This is a genomic window from Candidatus Nanosynbacter lyticus, from assembly GCF_000803625.1.
Classification (GTDB): Bacteria; Patescibacteriota; Saccharimonadia; order Saccharimonadales; family Saccharimonadaceae; genus Nanosynbacter; species Nanosynbacter lyticus.
In genome coordinates this window covers 490,731-508,321 of sequence record NZ_CP007496.1, presented here as the reverse complement: position 1 = coordinate 508,321, position 17,591 = coordinate 490,731, and the positions used below count along the sequence as shown (strand labels likewise).

At 44.6% G+C, this 17,591-nt stretch carries 19 protein-coding genes and 3 tRNA genes; 20 read left to right on the top strand and 2 right to left on the bottom strand.

Going from position 1 to position 17,591, the window contains the following annotated elements:
* Positions 1 to 22 precede the first annotated feature (22 nt).
* The 5 genes from TM7x_RS02680 (at position 23) to TM7x_RS02660 (ending at position 2,634) form a co-directional block, all read left to right on the top strand.
* Complete coding sequence (locus tag TM7x_RS02680; protein ID WP_039327655.1) at positions 23 to 409, top strand: phage holin family protein; 387 nt, start codon at positions 23 to 25, stop codon at positions 407 to 409.
* Positions 399 to 635, top strand: a complete 237-nt coding sequence (secG, locus tag TM7x_RS02675) for a preprotein translocase subunit SecG (protein ID WP_039327653.1) — start codon at positions 399 to 401, stop codon at positions 633 to 635. The genes TM7x_RS02680 and secG overlap by 11 nt, the downstream gene beginning before the upstream one ends.
* A gap of 10 nt (positions 636 to 645) precedes the next feature.
* The gene (locus tag TM7x_RS02670) at positions 646 to 2,436 is read left to right on the top strand and encodes a peptide ABC transporter substrate-binding protein (RefSeq protein WP_039327650.1); all 1,791 of its coding nucleotides are present in this window, start codon (positions 646 to 648) and stop codon (positions 2,434 to 2,436) included.
* Positions 2,437 to 2,460: 24 nt separating this feature from the next.
* Positions 2,461 to 2,548: transfer RNA gene (locus TM7x_RS02665), tRNA-Leu, on the top strand.
* Positions 2,549 to 2,560: 12 nt separating this feature from the next.
* A tRNA-Cys gene (locus TM7x_RS02660) sits at positions 2,561 to 2,634 on the top strand.
* Positions 2,635 to 2,662: 28 nt separating this feature from the next.
* Here the strand turns inward: TM7x_RS02660 and TM7x_RS03850 are convergent.
* The gene (locus TM7x_RS03850; RefSeq protein WP_052198841.1) at positions 2,663 to 3,253 is read right to left on the bottom strand and encodes an RBBP9/YdeN family alpha/beta hydrolase; all 591 of its coding nucleotides are present in this window, start codon (positions 3,251 to 3,253) and stop codon (positions 2,663 to 2,665) included.
* A gap of 59 nt (positions 3,254 to 3,312) precedes the next feature.
* Between TM7x_RS03850 and TM7x_RS02650 the strand changes: the two genes are divergently transcribed.
* The 11 genes from TM7x_RS02650 to leuS all read left to right on the top strand — a co-directional run bounded on the left by TM7x_RS02650 (position 3,313) and on the right by leuS (position 15,090).
* Positions 3,313 to 3,398 (top strand) — tRNA-Leu (locus TM7x_RS02650).
* 41 nt (positions 3,399 to 3,439) lie between these two features.
* The gene (locus TM7x_RS02645) at positions 3,440 to 4,009 is read left to right on the top strand and encodes a LemA family protein (protein ID WP_039327648.1); all 570 of its coding nucleotides are present in this window, start codon (positions 3,440 to 3,442) and stop codon (positions 4,007 to 4,009) included.
* 62 nt (positions 4,010 to 4,071) lie between these two features.
* Positions 4,072 to 4,947, top strand: a complete 876-nt coding sequence (gene htpX / locus TM7x_RS02640) for a zinc metalloprotease HtpX (RefSeq protein WP_039327646.1) — start codon at positions 4,072 to 4,074, stop codon at positions 4,945 to 4,947.
* Between the two features lie 2 nt (positions 4,948 to 4,949).
* Positions 4,950 to 6,050, top strand: a complete 1,101-nt coding sequence (locus TM7x_RS02635; RefSeq protein ID WP_039327644.1) for a hypothetical protein — start codon at positions 4,950 to 4,952, stop codon at positions 6,048 to 6,050.
* Positions 6,022 to 8,034 (top strand): NAD-dependent DNA ligase LigA, encoded by a 2,013-nt coding sequence (gene ligA / locus TM7x_RS02630; RefSeq protein ID WP_039327642.1) that lies wholly within the window; start codon positions 6,022 to 6,024, stop codon positions 8,032 to 8,034. The genes TM7x_RS02635 and ligA overlap by 29 nt, the downstream gene beginning before the upstream one ends.
* Positions 8,035 to 8,043: 9 nt before the next feature.
* The gene (locus TM7x_RS02625) at positions 8,044 to 8,475 is read left to right on the top strand and encodes a nucleoside triphosphate pyrophosphohydrolase (RefSeq protein ID WP_052198840.1); all 432 of its coding nucleotides are present in this window, start codon (positions 8,044 to 8,046) and stop codon (positions 8,473 to 8,475) included.
* Between the two features lie 22 nt (positions 8,476 to 8,497).
* A complete protein-coding gene (locus TM7x_RS02620; RefSeq protein ID WP_039327640.1) occupies positions 8,498 to 9,274 on the top strand; it encodes a glycosyltransferase family 2 protein in 777 nt (258 codons plus the stop codon).
* 15 nt (positions 9,275 to 9,289) lie between these two features.
* A complete protein-coding gene (locus tag TM7x_RS02615; RefSeq protein ID WP_039327638.1) occupies positions 9,290 to 9,988 on the top strand; it encodes a histidine kinase N-terminal 7TM domain-containing protein in 699 nt (232 codons plus the stop codon).
* Between the two features lie 157 nt (positions 9,989 to 10,145).
* On the top strand, positions 10,146 to 11,435 hold the full coding sequence (locus TM7x_RS02610; RefSeq protein ID WP_039327636.1) for a Mur ligase family protein: 1,290 nt from the start codon (positions 10,146 to 10,148) through the stop codon (positions 11,433 to 11,435).
* A 39-nt stretch (positions 11,436 to 11,474) separates the two neighbouring features.
* Positions 11,475 to 12,533, top strand: coding sequence for a hypothetical protein (locus TM7x_RS02605; RefSeq protein ID WP_039327633.1), 1,059 nt, complete (start codon positions 11,475 to 11,477; stop codon positions 12,531 to 12,533).
* 70 nt (positions 12,534 to 12,603) lie between these two features.
* Positions 12,604 to 15,090, top strand: coding sequence for a leucine--tRNA ligase (leuS, locus tag TM7x_RS02600; protein ID WP_039328163.1), 2,487 nt, complete (start codon positions 12,604 to 12,606; stop codon positions 15,088 to 15,090).
* An 8-nt stretch (positions 15,091 to 15,098) separates the two neighbouring features.
* On the opposite strand, the gene TM7x_RS02595 is transcribed toward leuS, so the two are convergent.
* Positions 15,099 to 15,626 carry a hypothetical protein gene (locus TM7x_RS02595; protein ID WP_039327631.1) on the bottom strand — a complete coding sequence of 176 codons (528 nt, stop codon included), beginning with the start codon at positions 15,624 to 15,626 and terminating at the stop codon, positions 15,099 to 15,101.
* 135 nt (positions 15,627 to 15,761) lie between these two features.
* Between TM7x_RS02595 and TM7x_RS04135 the strand changes: the two genes are divergently transcribed.
* From TM7x_RS04135 to rnc, 4 genes are read left to right on the top strand one after another with little or no spacing between them, the layout of a single operon-like run.
* Positions 15,762 to 15,908 (top strand): hypothetical protein, encoded by a 147-nt coding sequence (locus TM7x_RS04135; RefSeq protein ID WP_158386496.1) that lies wholly within the window; start codon positions 15,762 to 15,764, stop codon positions 15,906 to 15,908.
* Positions 15,909 to 15,932: 24 nt separating this feature from the next.
* Positions 15,933 to 16,391 (top strand): transcription antitermination factor NusB, encoded by a 459-nt coding sequence (gene nusB, locus TM7x_RS02590; protein WP_039327629.1) that lies wholly within the window; start codon positions 15,933 to 15,935, stop codon positions 16,389 to 16,391.
* A complete protein-coding gene (locus tag TM7x_RS03845) occupies positions 16,372 to 16,869 on the top strand; it encodes an NUDIX hydrolase (RefSeq protein ID WP_052198839.1) in 498 nt (165 codons plus the stop codon). The genes nusB and TM7x_RS03845 overlap by 20 nt, the downstream gene beginning before the upstream one ends.
* Positions 16,870 to 17,586 carry a ribonuclease III gene (gene rnc / locus TM7x_RS02580; protein WP_039327628.1) on the top strand — a complete coding sequence of 239 codons (717 nt, stop codon included), beginning with the start codon at positions 16,870 to 16,872 and terminating at the stop codon, positions 17,584 to 17,586.
* Positions 17,587 to 17,591 lie beyond the last annotated feature (5 nt).

Genomic DNA, 17,591 nt, shown 5'->3' with positions numbered 1-17,591 from the left:
CAAATTTTATATAATAAGACTAATGAAGAGACAATTTGCAACATTTTTACTGCGCTGGATTCTTAATTCAGTTGGCATTTGGGTGGCTGTGCGACTACTTGGTAATGGTAATTCTGGAGCGACCTCAGCTTGGACTTTTATGATGGCGGGATTGATATTCTCATTGGTTAATAGTACGTTAAAGCCTATTGTTACAATTTTTGCACTACCAGCAATTTTATTGACCCTAGGCTTATTTACTTTGGTGGTTAATGGATTGATGGTTTATGTCTCATTAGCTTTGGCGCCAGGAATTTCTATGACATTTGCACATTCAATTGTTGCCGGAATTATCCTGAGTCTGGTAAACTATATTATAGGTAGTGCGCTGGTTCTGCAGCGAGAAGAAAAGGAGCAATATGTCAATTGATACAATTTTACCGTATGTTACGCTTGGATCGGCTGTGCTGATGATTATTGCAATATTATTGCAGCAACGAGGTGCAAGTTTGGGTGCTGGTTTTGGTTCGTCGGGTGAACTATTTACCACCCGACGCGGTTTTGATAAAAACTTATTTGACGTAACCGTAGTTTTTGCGGTGATTTTTGTGTTGTCAATTTTGGCAAGTATGATTTTGCCGGGATTGCAAAAATAGGAGAATAAAATTGAGTTCAGACAAATCGTCATGGAACCGATTTGCGCGCCTAAAAGTCTCTCGTAAAGGCGTCAATAAGCGTTTGCGTAAAATCGAAAAGGGTAGCTTGCGACATGCACATAAATTTGTGATGTCTCGTTTAGATCGACTTGCAAATGTGAGACGCCGTGTGTCTATTTGGGTAGCTTTGGTTCTGGTGATGATTGGCGTTAGTGCTGTGCAGTGGCACATTTCGCGCAATTCTTTTACGACTATGACATACGCTTCTGGCGGTTCGTATTCTGAGGGTGTATTAGGTCCTCTGGAAAATCTAAACCCAATTTTTGCAAAAACTAGCGCCGAAAAATCTGCCACTAAACTGCTATTTTCCAGCCTGTATAGGTATGACTCGACTGGCAATATAAAAACCGACCTGGCAGACGGAGTAAAGGTTAATTATAAGGAAACGGAATATACAGTTAAGCTAAAGAAAAATCTGAAGTGGTCAGATGGATATGACCTGACGATTAACGACGTAATTTTTACGCTAAAGCTTTTAGCTAATCCAGAAGTGGGAGCTGAGATATCCGGTTGGCGCTCAATTAAATTTGAAAAAGTCTCCGAAGACTCAGTAAAATTTATTTTGCCCGCGTCTTATTCGCCATTTGTTCATGCGTTGACATTTCCAATTGTTCCAGAGCATGCGCTAAAAGATGTTAAACCGTCGAACTTACGAGAACATGATTTTAGCAAAGCGCCAATTTCTAGCGGCCCGTTTGCGTTTAGGCTACTACAGAATGTTACGAGTGATGGCAGTAAGAAGGTCCTATATCTACAGTCTAACGGTAATTATTATGGCGGTACGGCTAAACTTGATCGCTTCCAGCTATATGTTTATCCAACTCAAGATGACATTGTTAAAAGTCTCAGGACCAGAGAGATTACGGGTACGTCAGAATTGATTTATAACGATCAGCCGGCAGAAGTTAAGTCTATGTATGCGGCAGAGTCTCACTCCTTGAATAATGGTGTTTATGCGCTATTTAACAACAATAGTCAGTTCTTGCAGTCAAAGTCCGTTCGTCAAGCCCTAGCTCTTAGTGTCGATACTGGTAAGTTGCGCCAGTCCTTGTCGTCATCAATAGAGGAGTTGTCCGGGCCGATATTAAACAAGTTTCTAGGTAAAGCCTCTCAGCCGCTGGGCTATGACACAAAAAAGGCGAAGTCCTTGCTTGATGCTGAGGGTTGGAAGGTTGTCGACAACGCTCGTCAGAAAGAAAATGTCAAATTAAAACTAAACATGGTTGCTCTAAAAAATAATAACTACGAGAAGGCCGCTCAATATTTAGCTCAAGTATGGCGTAATGAACTAAATATAGAAGTAGATGTTAAGGTGATCGATCCAAATGACGCTTCTCAGAATATCCTTCAGACAATTTTGCAACCTCGTAATTTTGATGTGCTAATTTACGAGTTGTCGCTGGGTGGTGATCCAGATGTTTACGCCTATTGGCACTCGTCTCAAGCTACAAATAACGGATTGAATTTCTCTAATTATAATAATGCCGTGGCGGATGACGCCCTAGAAAGCGGTCGTTCAAAATTGTCCCTAAAGCAGCGGTCTGATCGTTATGAAAAGTTTGCTAATACTTGGAAGACGGACGCTCCAGCGATTGCTCTGTACCAGCCAAAGTTTGACTACATTCATATTCGTTCAGTTAGGGTACTTGATGAAAAAACAGAAGTTGTTAATCCTGTTGACAGGTATGTCGATGTTCAATATTGGGCAGCAGAGAAACAGTCCGTTTACAAAACACCGTAATTAGGTATAATGGTAATTGGCTATGCGGGCGTGGCGGAATTGGTAGACGCGCTAGCTTGAGGGGCTAGTGAGCATTGCGCTCATGGAAGTTCAAGTCTTCTCGCTCGCACCAAGCATACCGAACGGCGCGTTGGCGGAGCGGTTACGCAGAGGTCTGCAAAACCTTTTAGACGAGTTCGACTCTCGTACGTGCCTCCAGAAATCATCGATAGCTCTAATCTTAGGGCTATTTTTGTTCTAATAATTCTTTTAGCTCAGGGAATGTCGGCTGGAAGAAATGATTACGGTCTTCAAAAATATGCAACTTAGCTGTTGGCAAATCACGCTGAAATTTGGCAAGCTCAGTAAACGGCACGACCGGGTCATCTTTGCTGTGAAATAAATGAACTTCCTTTGCTGATTTTTCTAAACCAGCAGCACTTGTCACTCGAAAACTACCTAAATCTTCAACTGATTCGTCGTCATAGCATGGTGACACTAATACCAATCGTCGAACTGGCGAGCTAAGCGGTGATTCGTGTAAATATTTTGCCAAAAACATTGCACCCAGGCTATATCCAACTAATTGGACATCATCGCCAAGCAGGGGCAGTAGTTTTTCGAAGTATATTTTCCACTCAGCGTAGCTGGCGTTTTGCTTATTAGGGAAATCCGGCAACAAAACATCAGTGTCGACGATTTCCTGCGCCAGCCAGTCTCGCCATTTTTGCGACCAAAGTAGTCTTTCGTAGTGAAGTTGGCTGGACTTTAGGTGATTTAAGTAATTTTCGTAGCTATTAAAGCTTGAACCGCCGTGAATTATTACAATTTGCTTCATAAATATAGTATAATATAGGCAGTGTCAGGTGTGTAAATGTCTGGCTTGTAAATATATACGCGCGAGTGGCGGAATTGGTAGACGCGAGGGACTTAAAATCCCTTGACCAAAAGTCGTGCGGGTTCGATTCCCGCCTTGCGCACCAAAACTGTAAAGGAAAGTTTAATAGAAAGGGTAATAAGGTAAATGAGTGTATTAGCAATTGTGCTTATAGTTATTGCGGCTTTATTGGGTGTGATAATTATGTTCGTTATCGGTTCATATAATGGTCTGGTAACGCTGCGTAATCGTGTTGAAGAAGCGTGGAGTGATATCACTGTACAGCTGAAACGCCGAACTGACTTAATTCCAAATTTAGTCAATTCCGTCAAGGGTTATGCTACACATGAAAAAGAGGTATTTGAAAAAGTAACGGAAGCTCGTTCAGCAATAATGAATGCTCAAGGCGCGGCAGACACCGCTAAGGCTGAGAACATGATGGAAGGCGTTTTGAAGAGCTTGTTTGCAGTTGCTGAGGCTTATCCTGAGCTGAAAGCTAATCAAAACTTCTTGCAATTGCAACAGGAACTGGTTGACACTGAAGATAAAATTCAAGCCGCTCGTCGATTCTATAACGGCGGAGTACGCGATTTAAACACTAAGATCCAAACCTTTCCAGCAAATATTGTTGCGGGAATGTTCGGATTCCAGGCTAAGGAATTCTTCGATGTTGAAGATCGAGCAAGTGTTGAAAACCCAGTAGAAGTAAAGTTCTAATTTAAGCCAAAAATCAAAACCGCTCGCTGTCGAAAGTGGGCGGTTTTTGTTATAATTAAGATATGTATAACGCAGTTTCTCAAAATAAACGCAACACTGTATTGATTATGGCAGTTTTCGTGGCAATTATTGGCATTATTGGGGTATTTATCGGCATAGTGGCCGATAGCTATTCTCTGTCGCTTATAATTTTTATATGTGCGATTCTGTACGCTTGGCTACAATATTTTATCGCTGGCAAGTTGGCTATGGCAATGACGGGCGCGCAGGAGATTGAGAAAAATGATGCGCCTGAACTATGGCGAGTGGTGGAAAATTTGGCAATTACTTCTGGTATGCCGATGCCAAAAGTATATATTATTGACGATCCAGCACCAAACGCCTTTGCAACAGGTCGTGATCCAAAACATGCAATTGTTGGTGCGACTACTGGATTGTTGGAGATTATGGATAAGCGCGAACTGGAGGCGGTGATGGCGCACGAGATGAGTCATGTGCGTAATTACGATATTCGTGTCAGTATGATTGCTTTTGGTCTGGTGAGCGCAATTGGTTTGTTCGCAGATTTGGCATTAAGGATGATGTTTTATAGCGATGATAGAGACAGAGAGGTTAGTCCAATAGTTTACGCTCTTGGACTAGTAGTAGTTATCCTGGCTCCAATTTTGGCGACGATTACGCAATTAGCAGTTAGCCGGCAGAGAGAATACTTGGCTGACGCTTCTGGTGTATTGTTGACGCGCGATACTGAGGGTTTGGCAAGTGCTCTGGAGAAATTACGTCAATTTGGCCGTCCAATGCAAAAACAGAGTTCTTCAACCGCCAACTTATTTATGAATAACCCTCTTAAACCTGGCTTTTTCTCGAAATTATTTAGCACCCACCCACCACTAGAAGATCGAATTACTAGATTGAGAAATAATGCAACAAAGATGTAATCATGGCAGTGAAGTCTAATAAAAAACAGGTTGATAAGAAGCCTAAAAAACCAAGCAATAATCGTAAGTTTACAATTTGGCGTAGCGTTAAGCGTGATTTTAGCAAATTAAACCAGCAGCGCCGTAGTTTTTTAAATCGTCGGCCACACCGCAGTTTTAGATTAACCAGGCGGCGAGATTATCGGCGTAGTCTTAATGTTCCTGGATATTGGTCATTGACTAGTGAAGCCCACCGTTTTATCTGGCGCAATAAAAAGATCTTCTTGGCTTTGATTGCTACTATGTCAATTTTAACTCTAGTTTTATCTAATGTTATGTCGCAGGATACCTATCAGCAACTTAGAGACACGATGCAAAAGGCTGAAGATGGTGGTCTGGGTGGATTTTATTCTACTGTTGCGCTATTTTCTGGTGTGATGGTTAGTTATATTTCCGGAAGCGGTACAGAAGGTGGAAATTTGCAACAGGCGGCTGGTATTTTTTTGGGGCTACTAACTTGGTTATCTTCTGTTTGGTTGACTCGGGCTATTATGATTGGAGAAAAACCGAAAATGCGTGATGGTTTGTATAATGCCGGCACGCCGATAATTGCACTAATTGTCATTATTGGGATTTTTATATTTCAGATGGTGCCGGCGGCAATTGCAGTAATTATTTATAGCGCCCTGAACAATTCGGGTATATTAAATCAGACGCCAATTCTTATGGCGGCCGGCGGCGCGGCTATTCTGATCGTGTCTATGTCTGTTTATTGGGCAACCTCAACAGTTTTTGCGATGATTATAATAACTCTACCTGGCATGTATCCACTTCATGCCTTGCGCTTGTCTGGCGACATTGTAACTGGAAGAAGGGTTCGAATTTTGCTTAGATTTATTTGGGCTGTGGTGATGACCATATTATTGTGGGCGATTATTTTGATACCGACAATTTTATTCGATGGTGTGCTGAAGGGGTGGTTTAATGATATTAATTGGCTGCCAATTGTGCCGACAGTCGGTCTTATTCTAATGTACACTTCAATTATTCTGATGTCGGTTTACGTCTACATGTTCTATAGGAAGGTCGTCGAAAATGATAGCAAAAAAAGCAAGAGCCGATGAAATTAAATCGTTATTAAATCGGTATAGCTACGAATATTACACCTTAGATAAGCCGAGTGTAAGTGATGCTGTCTACGATAGCTTGATGGATGAGTTGAAGTCAATCGAAGCTGAATGTCCGGAGCTAATTACAATTGATAGCCCAACGCAACGTGTCGGCAATAAGTTGCTTGACGGCTTTCAGAAAGTAAAGCACGAGCGGCGGATGGTGAGCTTAAATGACGTTTTTAATAAGGGCGAAATCGAGGCCTGGATTGAGCGTACTGATAAACTGATGCCGGGACATAAGCATGAATTTTTTACCGATATCAAGATGGATGGCCTGGCGTGCGCGTTGATTTATATTGATGGCGTGTTGACGCAGGCGGTAACGCGCGGTGATAGCTTTGTCGGTGAAGATGTAACAAACAACGTGCGGACTATTAAAAACGTACCGTTGCGGTTGCATGAGGCGCCAGGCTTTGAACAATTTTTGCGCGGACGGACGGAAATTCGTGGCGAGATTGTGATGCTGAAGCGCGACTTTGCGGAGCTTAACGAAAAGCAAAAAGCCTTGGGGCAGCCAGAATTTGCTAATCCGCGTAATCTGGCGGCAGGGACAATCCGCCAGCTCGATCCTTCTTTGGTGGCGGCGCGACCGCTGCATTTTCGCGGCTATGATGTACTTCGCGATGACGACGCTGAAGTGCCGACCAACAGCTTTGCTTACGAGGCGCTGACTGCTTTAGGAATTACTCGTAATCACCAGGCGAGCACTTTCACTAACTTAGCTGATGTGATGAACTTTGTTAACGAATGGGACAATAAGCGTCATGATTTGCCATTTAATACTGACGGTTTGGTGATTAAAATCAATGATCGATCGTTGTATGAAAGTCTCGGGTTGGTTGGTAAAAATCCGCGCGGTGCCGTGGCCTACAAGTATGCCGCTGAGCAAGCCACGACCATCGTCCGCGATATTGTTATTTCCATCGGTCGAACCGGTCCGGCCACGCCAGTAGCGGTGTTTGACCCCGTGGTGGTTGCCGGTACGACGGTGCAGCACGCTAGTCTACACAACGCCGACGAAATTGCTAGGTTGGATGTGCGCCGCGGTGACACGGTGGTGATTTTCAAGGCGGGCGATATCATCCCGCAGGTTGAGAGTGTGTTAAAAGAATTGCGGCCAGCAGGCTCCAAGCCAATTGATTACTTGGCAGAACTGGCGCGCCAATATCCGGAGCTAGAGTTTGTGCGGCCAGCAGGCGAGGCGGTGTACCGCGTTAAAGGCTTGAGCGGCCCACTGATTTTGAAGCGGTCTCTGGCGCATTTTGCCTCCAAAGGCGCACTGGACATCGATACGCTGGGCGAGAAAAATGTCGAGGCGCTGGTCGAAGCTGGGCTGGTCAATGATTTGGCGGATATTTACCGGTTGACGAAAGATGATTTATTGGGGCTAGAGCGTTTCGCTGAGATTTCTGCGCAAAAGCTCATTGATGCCATTGCTGCTAAGAAACAGCCAGCCCTGGAGCGATTCTTGTTTGGACTCGGTATTCGCCATGTCGGCGCCCAGACAGCGATTGACCTCACAAACCACTTTGAAAGTGTTGAGAAGCTAAGTCAAGCGACTATTGATGAGCTACGCGAAGTGGACGGCGTGGGTGAAATCGTCGCCGAGTCAATCGTGGCGTGGTTCGCTGATGAAGATAATGTGAAGCTGCTCGAAAAATTTTCTGACTTGGGTGTGACGCCGCAGTTTAGCCAAAAATCCGACCGACTGGCTGGTCAAAGTTTTGCCATCACTGGCACTCTGCAATCGATGGGCCGTGATGCCGCCGTCGAAAAAATCCGCAATCTCGGGGGCACCTTCCAAACCGCTGTTGCAAAAGATACGACATATTTGGTAGCTGGCGGTAAAATTGGTGCCAGCAAACTGAAAAAAGCCAAACAATACGGCACTAAAATTATTGATGAGCAAGAACTTCTACAAATTATAAAAGAATAGGGGGTGGTGATGGTCCGATTTTACTTACAAAAACTAGTGCGCGATAGAGTGGTGTCAAATTGTTTGGATGACCCAGAAGTGTTACATACGGAATACCGTGAATTGGACAGTCGGGAATTTCGCCGTGAGCTAGTGCATAAAGTTCATGAGGAGGCAGATGAGATTCCGCTGGGTGATAAACAGCGTGATGAATCACTCAAAGAGCTGGCTGATTTGCAAGAAGTTGTTGATACACTACACCAAGATTTTGGCTTTTCTACAGAGCAAGTCCAAGAGGAAATGGCGCGCAAAAAGCAGAAAAAGGGCGGCTTTGATAATCGGCACTATATTGAATATAACGACCTGGTCGATGGCAGTAAATGGGTAGAAATTTTCCGTGCCCAGCCAGATAAATATCGTGAAGAAAAAGCAGATAGTGAAGAACAGGAGTTCGGTGATTAGTTCACTGACGAGGTAAAACGATATGCAAGTTCACGTCGCCATCCCACACTATAACGCGCCTCAGGCTTTGAGGAGTCTTTTGGCGCAGCTGACAGAACAGGATTTTGATAGCATCACGGTGCTTGATGATCATTCCACCGACCAGCAAAAACTGCAAGATCTCGCCCGTGAATTTCCGGTAGTCAATTTTATCTTTGGTGAGAAAAATATTGGCGCAGGAGCCAATCGTAATCGTTTTTTGGATATGCATAAAACTGGCGTGGTATGGTTCATCGATTGTGACATGCGCGTTGAGACAGAGAATGTTGCCGATATGTTGCGCCAAAAGTTTGCTGGCGAAAATCATATCATGCTTGGCAGTACTATTCTCTACAACAACGGTCAGCCGATGGCCTGGAATTATGGCCATGAAATGCACCCGCAGCATGACCGGCAGTTTACACAGGTAGTCCAAGCAGATCATCGCCAAACATTACAGCAACGCGGCTGGGACTATCCATGGATTTGGGGCGAGCGAGTTACGGTGGATCGTCAAGTTGACTGGGTGGCTGAGGGGAGCTTCGCGCTGCTGATTGATGATTTTGCAAAGGTTGGTGGATATGACGCAGAGTTTCGCTATCACGAAGGGCAGGATTTAGCGCATCGACTGCGTGAGGCGGGTGTGAAGATTATGGCGACTGGAGATATCGTCTGTACACATCTGGACATTGACGTTCGCGGTAAGGCTCGCCACCGGGAGATTGAGCAGTCTGCCAAGCTGTTCTACCAGAAGTACCACATCAAGACCGACCAAGACTAGTGTATAATGCACCATATGGATAAATTCAGAACACCGAAGCTCTACTGTTTTTCACCGCCAGTGATGTTGGCAACCTTAGCTATTGAGATTATTTTAGCGATTCATACAGTGTGGCGTTACAAACTAACTCCCGTGACGAGGATCGTCGTGGCGCTACTCGTTTGTCTAGCACTGTTTCAATGGGCTGAATATAACGTTTGTGAAGGCACGGTGCTGTTTGATAGCGTGGGCTGGGCAAAGCTTGGCTACGTGGCGATCACCATGTTGCCACCTCTGGGTATTCATCTGGTCTATCAGATCTCTGCCGACAAACGACGCTGGATCCCAGTGCTGGGATACGTCCTAGCAGCTGTATTCATCGGTTACTTTTTGCTGGCCGTAAATGGCGTTAGTGCTGGCGTCTGTCTGGGAAACTATGTTATTTTTGAAAATCAGCCAGGCATCAGTGAGTGGTATGGGTTGTACTACTACGGCTTGTTGTTCATGGCGATTGCCTACGCCTATACTCGTGGTAAAAATGCCAAAAAGTATATTCGTCGCTCGCTGTGGTCATTGATTATTGGCTATGTATTGTTCATTGTACCAACGACGTTTGTCAATATCATTGATCCATCAACTATCACTGGCATCCCGTCGATTATGTGCGGTTTTGCGGTACTGATGGCAGTAGCTCTTGCCGGAAAAGTCTTGCCAGAATACACAAAGCAAAAATAGTGCTTGTGTTTTTGTGACAATTGGTGCATAATCACAAGTGAGCTGGTACGCATAGGGGCATCTCCTATGCTTGCCAATTGAAAGACAAACACATTTTCAAAATGCCCCGGGTGGGCGCGTAGCAGCTCTTCTATGATGCTTATGGTATGATATAGTTATGGTTACGGTTTCAAAAAAGAGGGAAGAAAAACTAGCAGAATTAGTGCGGGAGTTTTTTGCTGCTCATCCAGAAGTTAGATTGGTGGCAGTAACAGGCAGTGCTGGGAAGGCTAGTGCAAAAATTGCTATTGGTACAGTTTTATCTCGGCAATTTGATATCCAACTCCGTACTGATGAGCCAAAAACAAAAGCCGACGTTTTACTACAGATGATGGGTGTTAGGATGCCGGAAAAAGGCTTATTCAAATGGTGGAAGGTAATAAGGGCGGTAAAGAAAAGAATTAAGGCTGAGAAGCCGGATATTCAGATCATTGTCCAGGAATTTAACCCGAAAGAGCCTGGTTATAATTTATGGTTTAAAAATTATATAATGCCTGATATTGCGGTTGTGACGTCTGCGACAAATGGTCGTATGCAGGTTGAACACTCTTTGGAAGAGGTGGCGAATGAGATGATTTCTTTGGCTAACTATTCGCGTATGGCAATGATTAATCGTGATGATATTGATGGGCGTTTTGCGAGCTTTCTGACAAATCCTAACATTACTACTTACGGCAGCGATCCGGTGGCAGAGTATAATTTTGATGATCGTAATTTTTCTTTGACGGATGGCCATCATGGTTTTATTATGTCACCAGAAAATCCAGACGGTCTAGAAGTTGACGTTAAGCTGATTGGCGAACACAACGTCCGTCCAGCAGTAGTCGCGGCAGCTGTCGGCTATGCTTTAGGTGAGTCTGAGGAGAATATCAAAAAGGGCGTGGAATCTTTGCGGCCGCTGCCAGGTCGGATGAATTTACTGAAGGGGGCCGATAACACGTGGCTGATTGATGATAGCTATAGTTCAACGCCACTGACGGCATTGGCGGCTCTCCAATCTCTTTACCGAATAGAGACGCCACAGCGAATTGCTGTGCTTGGTAATATGAACGGTTTGAAAGGGATTTTTGAGCAAGTTCATGCTGAACTCGGCGCGAATTGTAACCCGGATTTATTGGACTGGGTCGTTACGGTGGGTGATAAAGCTAATCAATATTTGGCGCCAGCCGCTCGCCAAAAAGGCTGTCAGGTAAAAGAGTGTAAAAACGCTATCGAGGCCGGATCGTTTGTGCGGGATAAATTGAGGTCAGAGGGAATTGCATTGTTTAAGGGATCGAGCGGCGGCGTATGGCTAGAGGAGTCGATAAAGATCAATCTTCACAGTACTGAGGATGATAAATATCTGGTCCGCCAAACTCCGGAATGGATTGCCAGAAAGAATCAATTTTTCTCACAATTTAAGGACTAAATGTGCTATATTGATATTAAATAAGTATAAGGGGGGGATATGGATCAGAATAACCAGCCTGCACCGCAGCCGCCATACGGCAATATGGTCGCACCACAGTCAAAGAAGAAAAAGACAGGATTAATTGTCGGTATCACGTTAGGTGTGCTGGCGATTGTCGCAATAATTGCTGCTTTATTGACTTATTTCTTGTGGTGGCAAAACCCAGAAAAAATGGTTACCGACGCTGTGTCCAACGCGATTGTGTCAAAGAAGGCTGTTGTTAATGGGAAAATCGTGGCTAATATGAAAGATTCAGTAAAGCTAGAGCTTAACGTGAAAGCTAACTCTGCTTCTGATAAAGTAAAATCCAATATTGACGCAAAGCTAACCATTAAAGACATTGATAAAAGTTTTTCGTTCAAGGGCGACGTTGTTGTTGATGGCGATGGTACGGTATATGTAAAAATTGACAATCTAAAAGACTCGTTCTCTGACATTTTTGAACTTATGATGGAGGAGAAATCTGCAAAGTCTGGTTTTGCATTATCAAAAGACCAGAGGAAAGAATATCGCGATGAAATGTTGAGTCAACTTGAGCCTGTATTAGATAACTTTAATGGTAAATGGATGAAGATTTCTTCTGATGATCTTAAAAACGATGACTACAAGTGCTATACTGAAGCATTAAAGAAAATGCGAAGAGATGAAGGTATTCGCAAGGAGATTGCTCAGCTCTACCGGAAGAATAACTTTTTGGACATTAAAGACACGAAGTTGAGCGATCGTAACGGTGGTCGTGGTTTTGAAATAAAGGGTAATCACGATAAGTTTAGTAAGTTTGCCGAACAACTAAAAGACTCGTCAGTTGGTAAAGATATGAGCAAATGTAAAAAGATCGATAATGAGACTGGCGAATCGTCTGATGGCGATGCTTCGTTAAAGTTGTGGGCTAGTGGATTCTCGCATGAATTAAGGGCGATTGAGTTTAAGGGTAGGGCTAACGATACTACCATTGAAGCTTCTTTAGATGTTGATATGAATAAAGCTAGTGAAGTGGAAATTCCATCGGATGCTGCTAATATGAAAGAACTTTTGGACAGCCTATCTCTGCTATAATATTGGTCGTTTGTCATGGATAAGTATAATCCCGTTCGTAATGAGCGGGATTTTTGCTATAATTACAGATATGAAACGCTACAATCCGACGGAAATTGAGAAAAAATGGCAAGATAAGTGGGAAGCTGATGGCACCTACGTCGCTGATCTTAGTGATACAACGCGCCCAAAATACTATAGTCTTAGTATGCTGCCTGGTATCACCGGGGCTGGCATTCACATCGGTCACGGTCGGACGTTTCAGTTTGCCGACATCAAAGCGCGCCTGAAGCGTCAGCAAGGCTACAATGTGTACCATCCAATTGGTTGGGACAGTTTTGGTCTCCCCGTGGAAAATTATGCCATCAAGGTCGGTAAAACGCCGCGGGTGGCTCACGACGAAGCCAAAGCGCATTTCATCGCCCAGCTGAAGCGTCTCGGATTTAGTTATGATTGGTCAAAGGAAATTTCTACTGCTGACCCAGAGTACTACAAATGGACCCAGTGGATTTTTACCCAGCTATACAAGCACGATTTGGCATACCAAAAGGAACAGCCGCAGTGGTGGTGCGATACCGACAATACGGTACTAGCCAATGAGCAAGTTGAGGGCGGTAAATGTTGGCGCTGCGGTAACCCCGTCACCAAGCGCAACCTCAAACAGTGGTTTTTCCGCATCACCGCCTATGCTGATGAGATTCTAGAGGCGACTGACGACTTGTACTGGACGGAAATGGTCAAGACCATGCAGAAAAACTGGATTGGCCGGTCGGTTGGCGCGGAGGTTGATTTTGTAGTCAACGGACAGGATGCTATCATTACCGTATTCACCACGCGCCCCGACACCTTGTTTGGCTCCAGTTATGTCGCCTTGGCGCCAGAACATCCACTGGTTTCTCAGTTGGTCAATGCCGACACGTGCGCCAAGGTTGAAGCATACGTTCAAGCGGCTCAGCAGAAGTCTGACGTTGAGCGCCAGGAAAACAAAGATAAATCCGGCGTCTTTACTGGCAGCTATGCCATCAACCCAGTCAATGGCCAAAAGCTACCAATCTGGGTGGCGGACTATGTACTGAGTGGCTATGGTACGGGTGCGGTCATGGCGGTACCAGCGCATGATGAACGTGATTTTGCCTTTGCTGAGAAATTCGATCTGCCGATTGTTCAGGTGGTTGACAAACCAGAGGATTCGGCAGACATCGGTTGCTATACAGGCGAAGGTGAGTTGATCAATTCTGGGCAATTCGACGGTACGCGCAGCGAGGACGCCCGCGAGCAGATCGTAGCCTGGCTGGAACAGCAGGGTTCTGGTCGAGGTAAAACTACTTACAAAATGCGCGATTGGTTGATTTCTCGTCAGCGGTACTGGGGTGCGCCAATTCCGATGGTTCATGTTGATGGTTTTGAACCAATTGCTGTGGCGGACGAGTGTCTGCCGGTGATCCTGCCAGAGGTCGAGAACTTCAAGCCGACGGGCGGTAATACGTCGGTCCTAGCGCAAGTTGATGATTGGGTGCGCGTGTGGGTTGACGTCGAGACGGGTAAAACCGTGCCGATTACTGAGTCGAAGCCAGTAGGTGACAATTGGCGTGAAGGCCGCCGCGAAACTGACACGTTGGATGGCTATGCTTGTTCCAGCTGGTATTTCCTGCGCTATCTTGATCCGCACAATGACGCTCAGGCGTGGGATCCTGAGAGAATTGATCATTGGATGCCGGTCGATTACTACAACGGTGCCGACCACGCGGTTGCGCACCTGCTGTACAGTCGTTTCTGGATGCGATTTTTCTATAAACTGGGCTTGGTGCCGACACCGGAGCCGTTCAAGAGGATGATGTATAACGCCTACATCATGGCACCGGACGGTCAAAAGATGAGTAAATCCAAGGGTAATGTCATCGATCCGATGGAAATTATGGACAGTGGTTACGGTGCCGATGCGCTGCGCGTGTACGAGATGTTCATCGCGCCTTACGATATGGATGCGCCGTGGGATCCGCGTGGGGTGCCAGGGACGTATCGGTTCTTAAATCGAGTATGGAATGTGGTGCAGGAATTTGTAGCGGCGCCTGAATCTACTTCTGAAGATGACCAAGAACTGCTTCGTCTGACGCACTCAACCATCAAAAAAGTCACTCGTGACATTGAGGACGAGAAATTCAATACAGCCGTGGCGGCAATGATGGAAATGGTCAACGGTCTGTACAAGTTCAAAGAGTCGCACAGTATGCAAGCATCAGGAACATGGCGATTCACTCTGGAGAGTTTACTACAAATCTTAGCGCCATTCGCACCGCACATCACTGAAGAATTGTGGCGGGAATTGGGCCACACTGATACCATTCATGTCAATCACTGGCCAAAATGGGATGAAAAATATTTAAAGAGTGATACGATGACCATCATTGTCCAAGTTAACGGCAAACTTCGATCAAAGCTTAAATTACCAGTAGATACCGACCGGCAGGGCGTTGAAGCAGTAGCTCTAGCTGACGAAAACGTCCAAAAGTTTACAAACAATAAACCACCTAAAAAGATGGTTTATGTTCCAGGCAAGCTGGTGAATATCGTGGTCTAGAAAACAGCCTATTTCGATCCGTCTTCTATTCCTGTTATGGCTACACTTGGCTTTCCGTCACCGTTTATGTCACCTATGGCAATGTTAACTATAGCTCCCGGCTGGATCTCTGTATTGCCCGTCTCATCTTTGTAGATCTCTTTCATACTAATGCTAGTTTCATGTATGGAGCTTCTTGCCTCATTAGTGTCTATCTTATTTTCAGGATTTTCCTCGTTGTATTCTTCCATGGCTGTTTCGGCCACCGAAGTCGGGTTTTCTCCCTCTTCAAGTGTGACAGTGCGAATTTCTGTATCTTCTGGTAGCTCCGTGATGACTCCATTACTATAATCCTCTACAACTTGAGCTACTTGGTGAGCAGGGCTTGGTCCTTTTTCTGGTGATTTAGGGCTATAGAACAATCCCAGGGTGTTCGCAGCTCCAGCTAATCCTAACGTGGCTAATGCTACTGCACCAATTTTAACTACAGATTTTGGTATTTCTATTACAGGTCTGTCGTCCTCGTTACTTTGTGGTGTAAACTGTTCTTTACTCATGTTTTATATATTAACATAACCAATACAAAAAGTCAATACACTTGTATAATTTTTAGATAAAACCTTGAGATTACCTAATAAAAAAGGTATAATGGTACGTAAGTTTTATGACAACCTAAAAGAGGAGAATAAATTATGGCACAGCCTAAAAAACAGAGCAGTCCACGTAAAACTGGACTTCGTCGCAGTCATTTGGTATTAAAATTGGCACGTCGCGTTAATGGAACTTCACCAGTGAAAGTGAAGACGACTAAGCGTGAAACTGGTAAAACAACAAAATAATAATTACGAACAGGACGCTTAGTAATGGCATCAAACCGTCATTTAGGACGAATTGTCGCGTTGCAGACACTGTATGAATATGAGTTTCGTGCAGAGGTGGGCGATGCTGGTATTGACTACAAAAGTATCTTACAGCGTAATTTAGCGGAGTATAAATCATCCGTTGATGACGTTGAATTTGTTGATAATCTAGTTAGTGGCGTACTGGCGAATCAGATGGAATTGGACGAAAAGCTAAAACCTTTAGCTCCAGAGTGGCCAATTGACCAGCTATCTAGGGTTGATAGAACAGTTCTAAGAATTGGTTTGTATGAATTGCTCTACTGTGCAGATACGGTTCCGCCAAAAGTGGTGATTAATGAGGCGGTAGAACTAGCAAAAGCGTTCGGTTCGGATAACTCGGGTAAGTTTGTGAATGGCGTGCTAGGCACGGCGCTCCGTACTCTCGTGGAGGAATCCGACAGTGAGAACAAGCAACTTTGATAAGATAAAAAAATATTTTGGCGGTAGTAAGAAACCGCTGATTCAGGAAATTGTACGTGAGCCAACCGCTGGTGGTGTTATTTTTCGTCGTAATAAAAAGGGTGAGGCAGAATTTTTGCTATATCAAGATGCTCGCGACCGCTGGACAATTCCCAAAGGTCATATTGAGCCGGGTGAAACGGCTCAGGTGACAGCACGTAGGGAAATCGGCGAGGAGACTGGACTGAAGAAAATTGAACTGCACGGCTGGCTGGGCAAGGTGAATTTTCGTTATCGTCGAATCGATAAATTGGTATTGATGACAACGCAAGTTTATCTAGTTAAGGCGTTGGATCCTAATGAGAGACTCCAAAAGGAAGAGTGGATGAATGGTCTTAAATGGTTTAGTTTTCATGAGGCGCTGGATGAAGTTGAATATGAAGATATTGGCAAGCTGATTCTTTTGGCGATGAAGCGAATTAGACAGGAGAACTTGTAGATGAGTGGAATGAACACGACTCCGTATCAGGAATTTGCGCGCGAAAAATTAGGTTTTGAATTTACAAATTTGGATTTGCTGATTACAGCTTTGACTCACCGTAGCTATGTGAATGAGCATCGAAAATCCGTTCATCATCACAATGAGCGCTTGGAATTCTTAGGTGATGCGGTTTTGGAATTGGCGGTGACAGAATATTTGTTTACGCATTTTTCTGAGCCAGAGGGAATTTTGACTGCTTGGCGGGCAGCTTTGGTGCGAACGGAAAGTATTGGTGATGCTGGTGATAAGTTGGGTTATGGTCCGCTGATTCGTATGTCAAAGGGCGAGAAGAATGGCTCGGAGCGAGCACATTTACAGATTTTAGCTAATGCATTTGAGGCGGTAATCGGCGCTATTTATTTGGAGCGTGGCTTTGACGATGCTCGCGATTTTATTCACAAGCATATAATTGTTAAGTTGGATGGAATTTTGGAGTCGGGCAGTTGGCGTGATCCGAAGTCGTATTTGCAGGAGATTTCTCAGCGAGTTGACAATCAAACGCCGGTATATAAAGTCCTGAGCGAAGAAGGTCCAGATCACGATAAGGTCTTTACTCTTGGGGTTTTTGTTGGCGATAATATGATGGGGCGAGGCATTGGTCCATCTAAGCAAGTTGCTCAACAGCAAGCTGCTCGTGCTGCAATTGCCAAATATAAAGAATCTGGCGAGAAATAATTAAA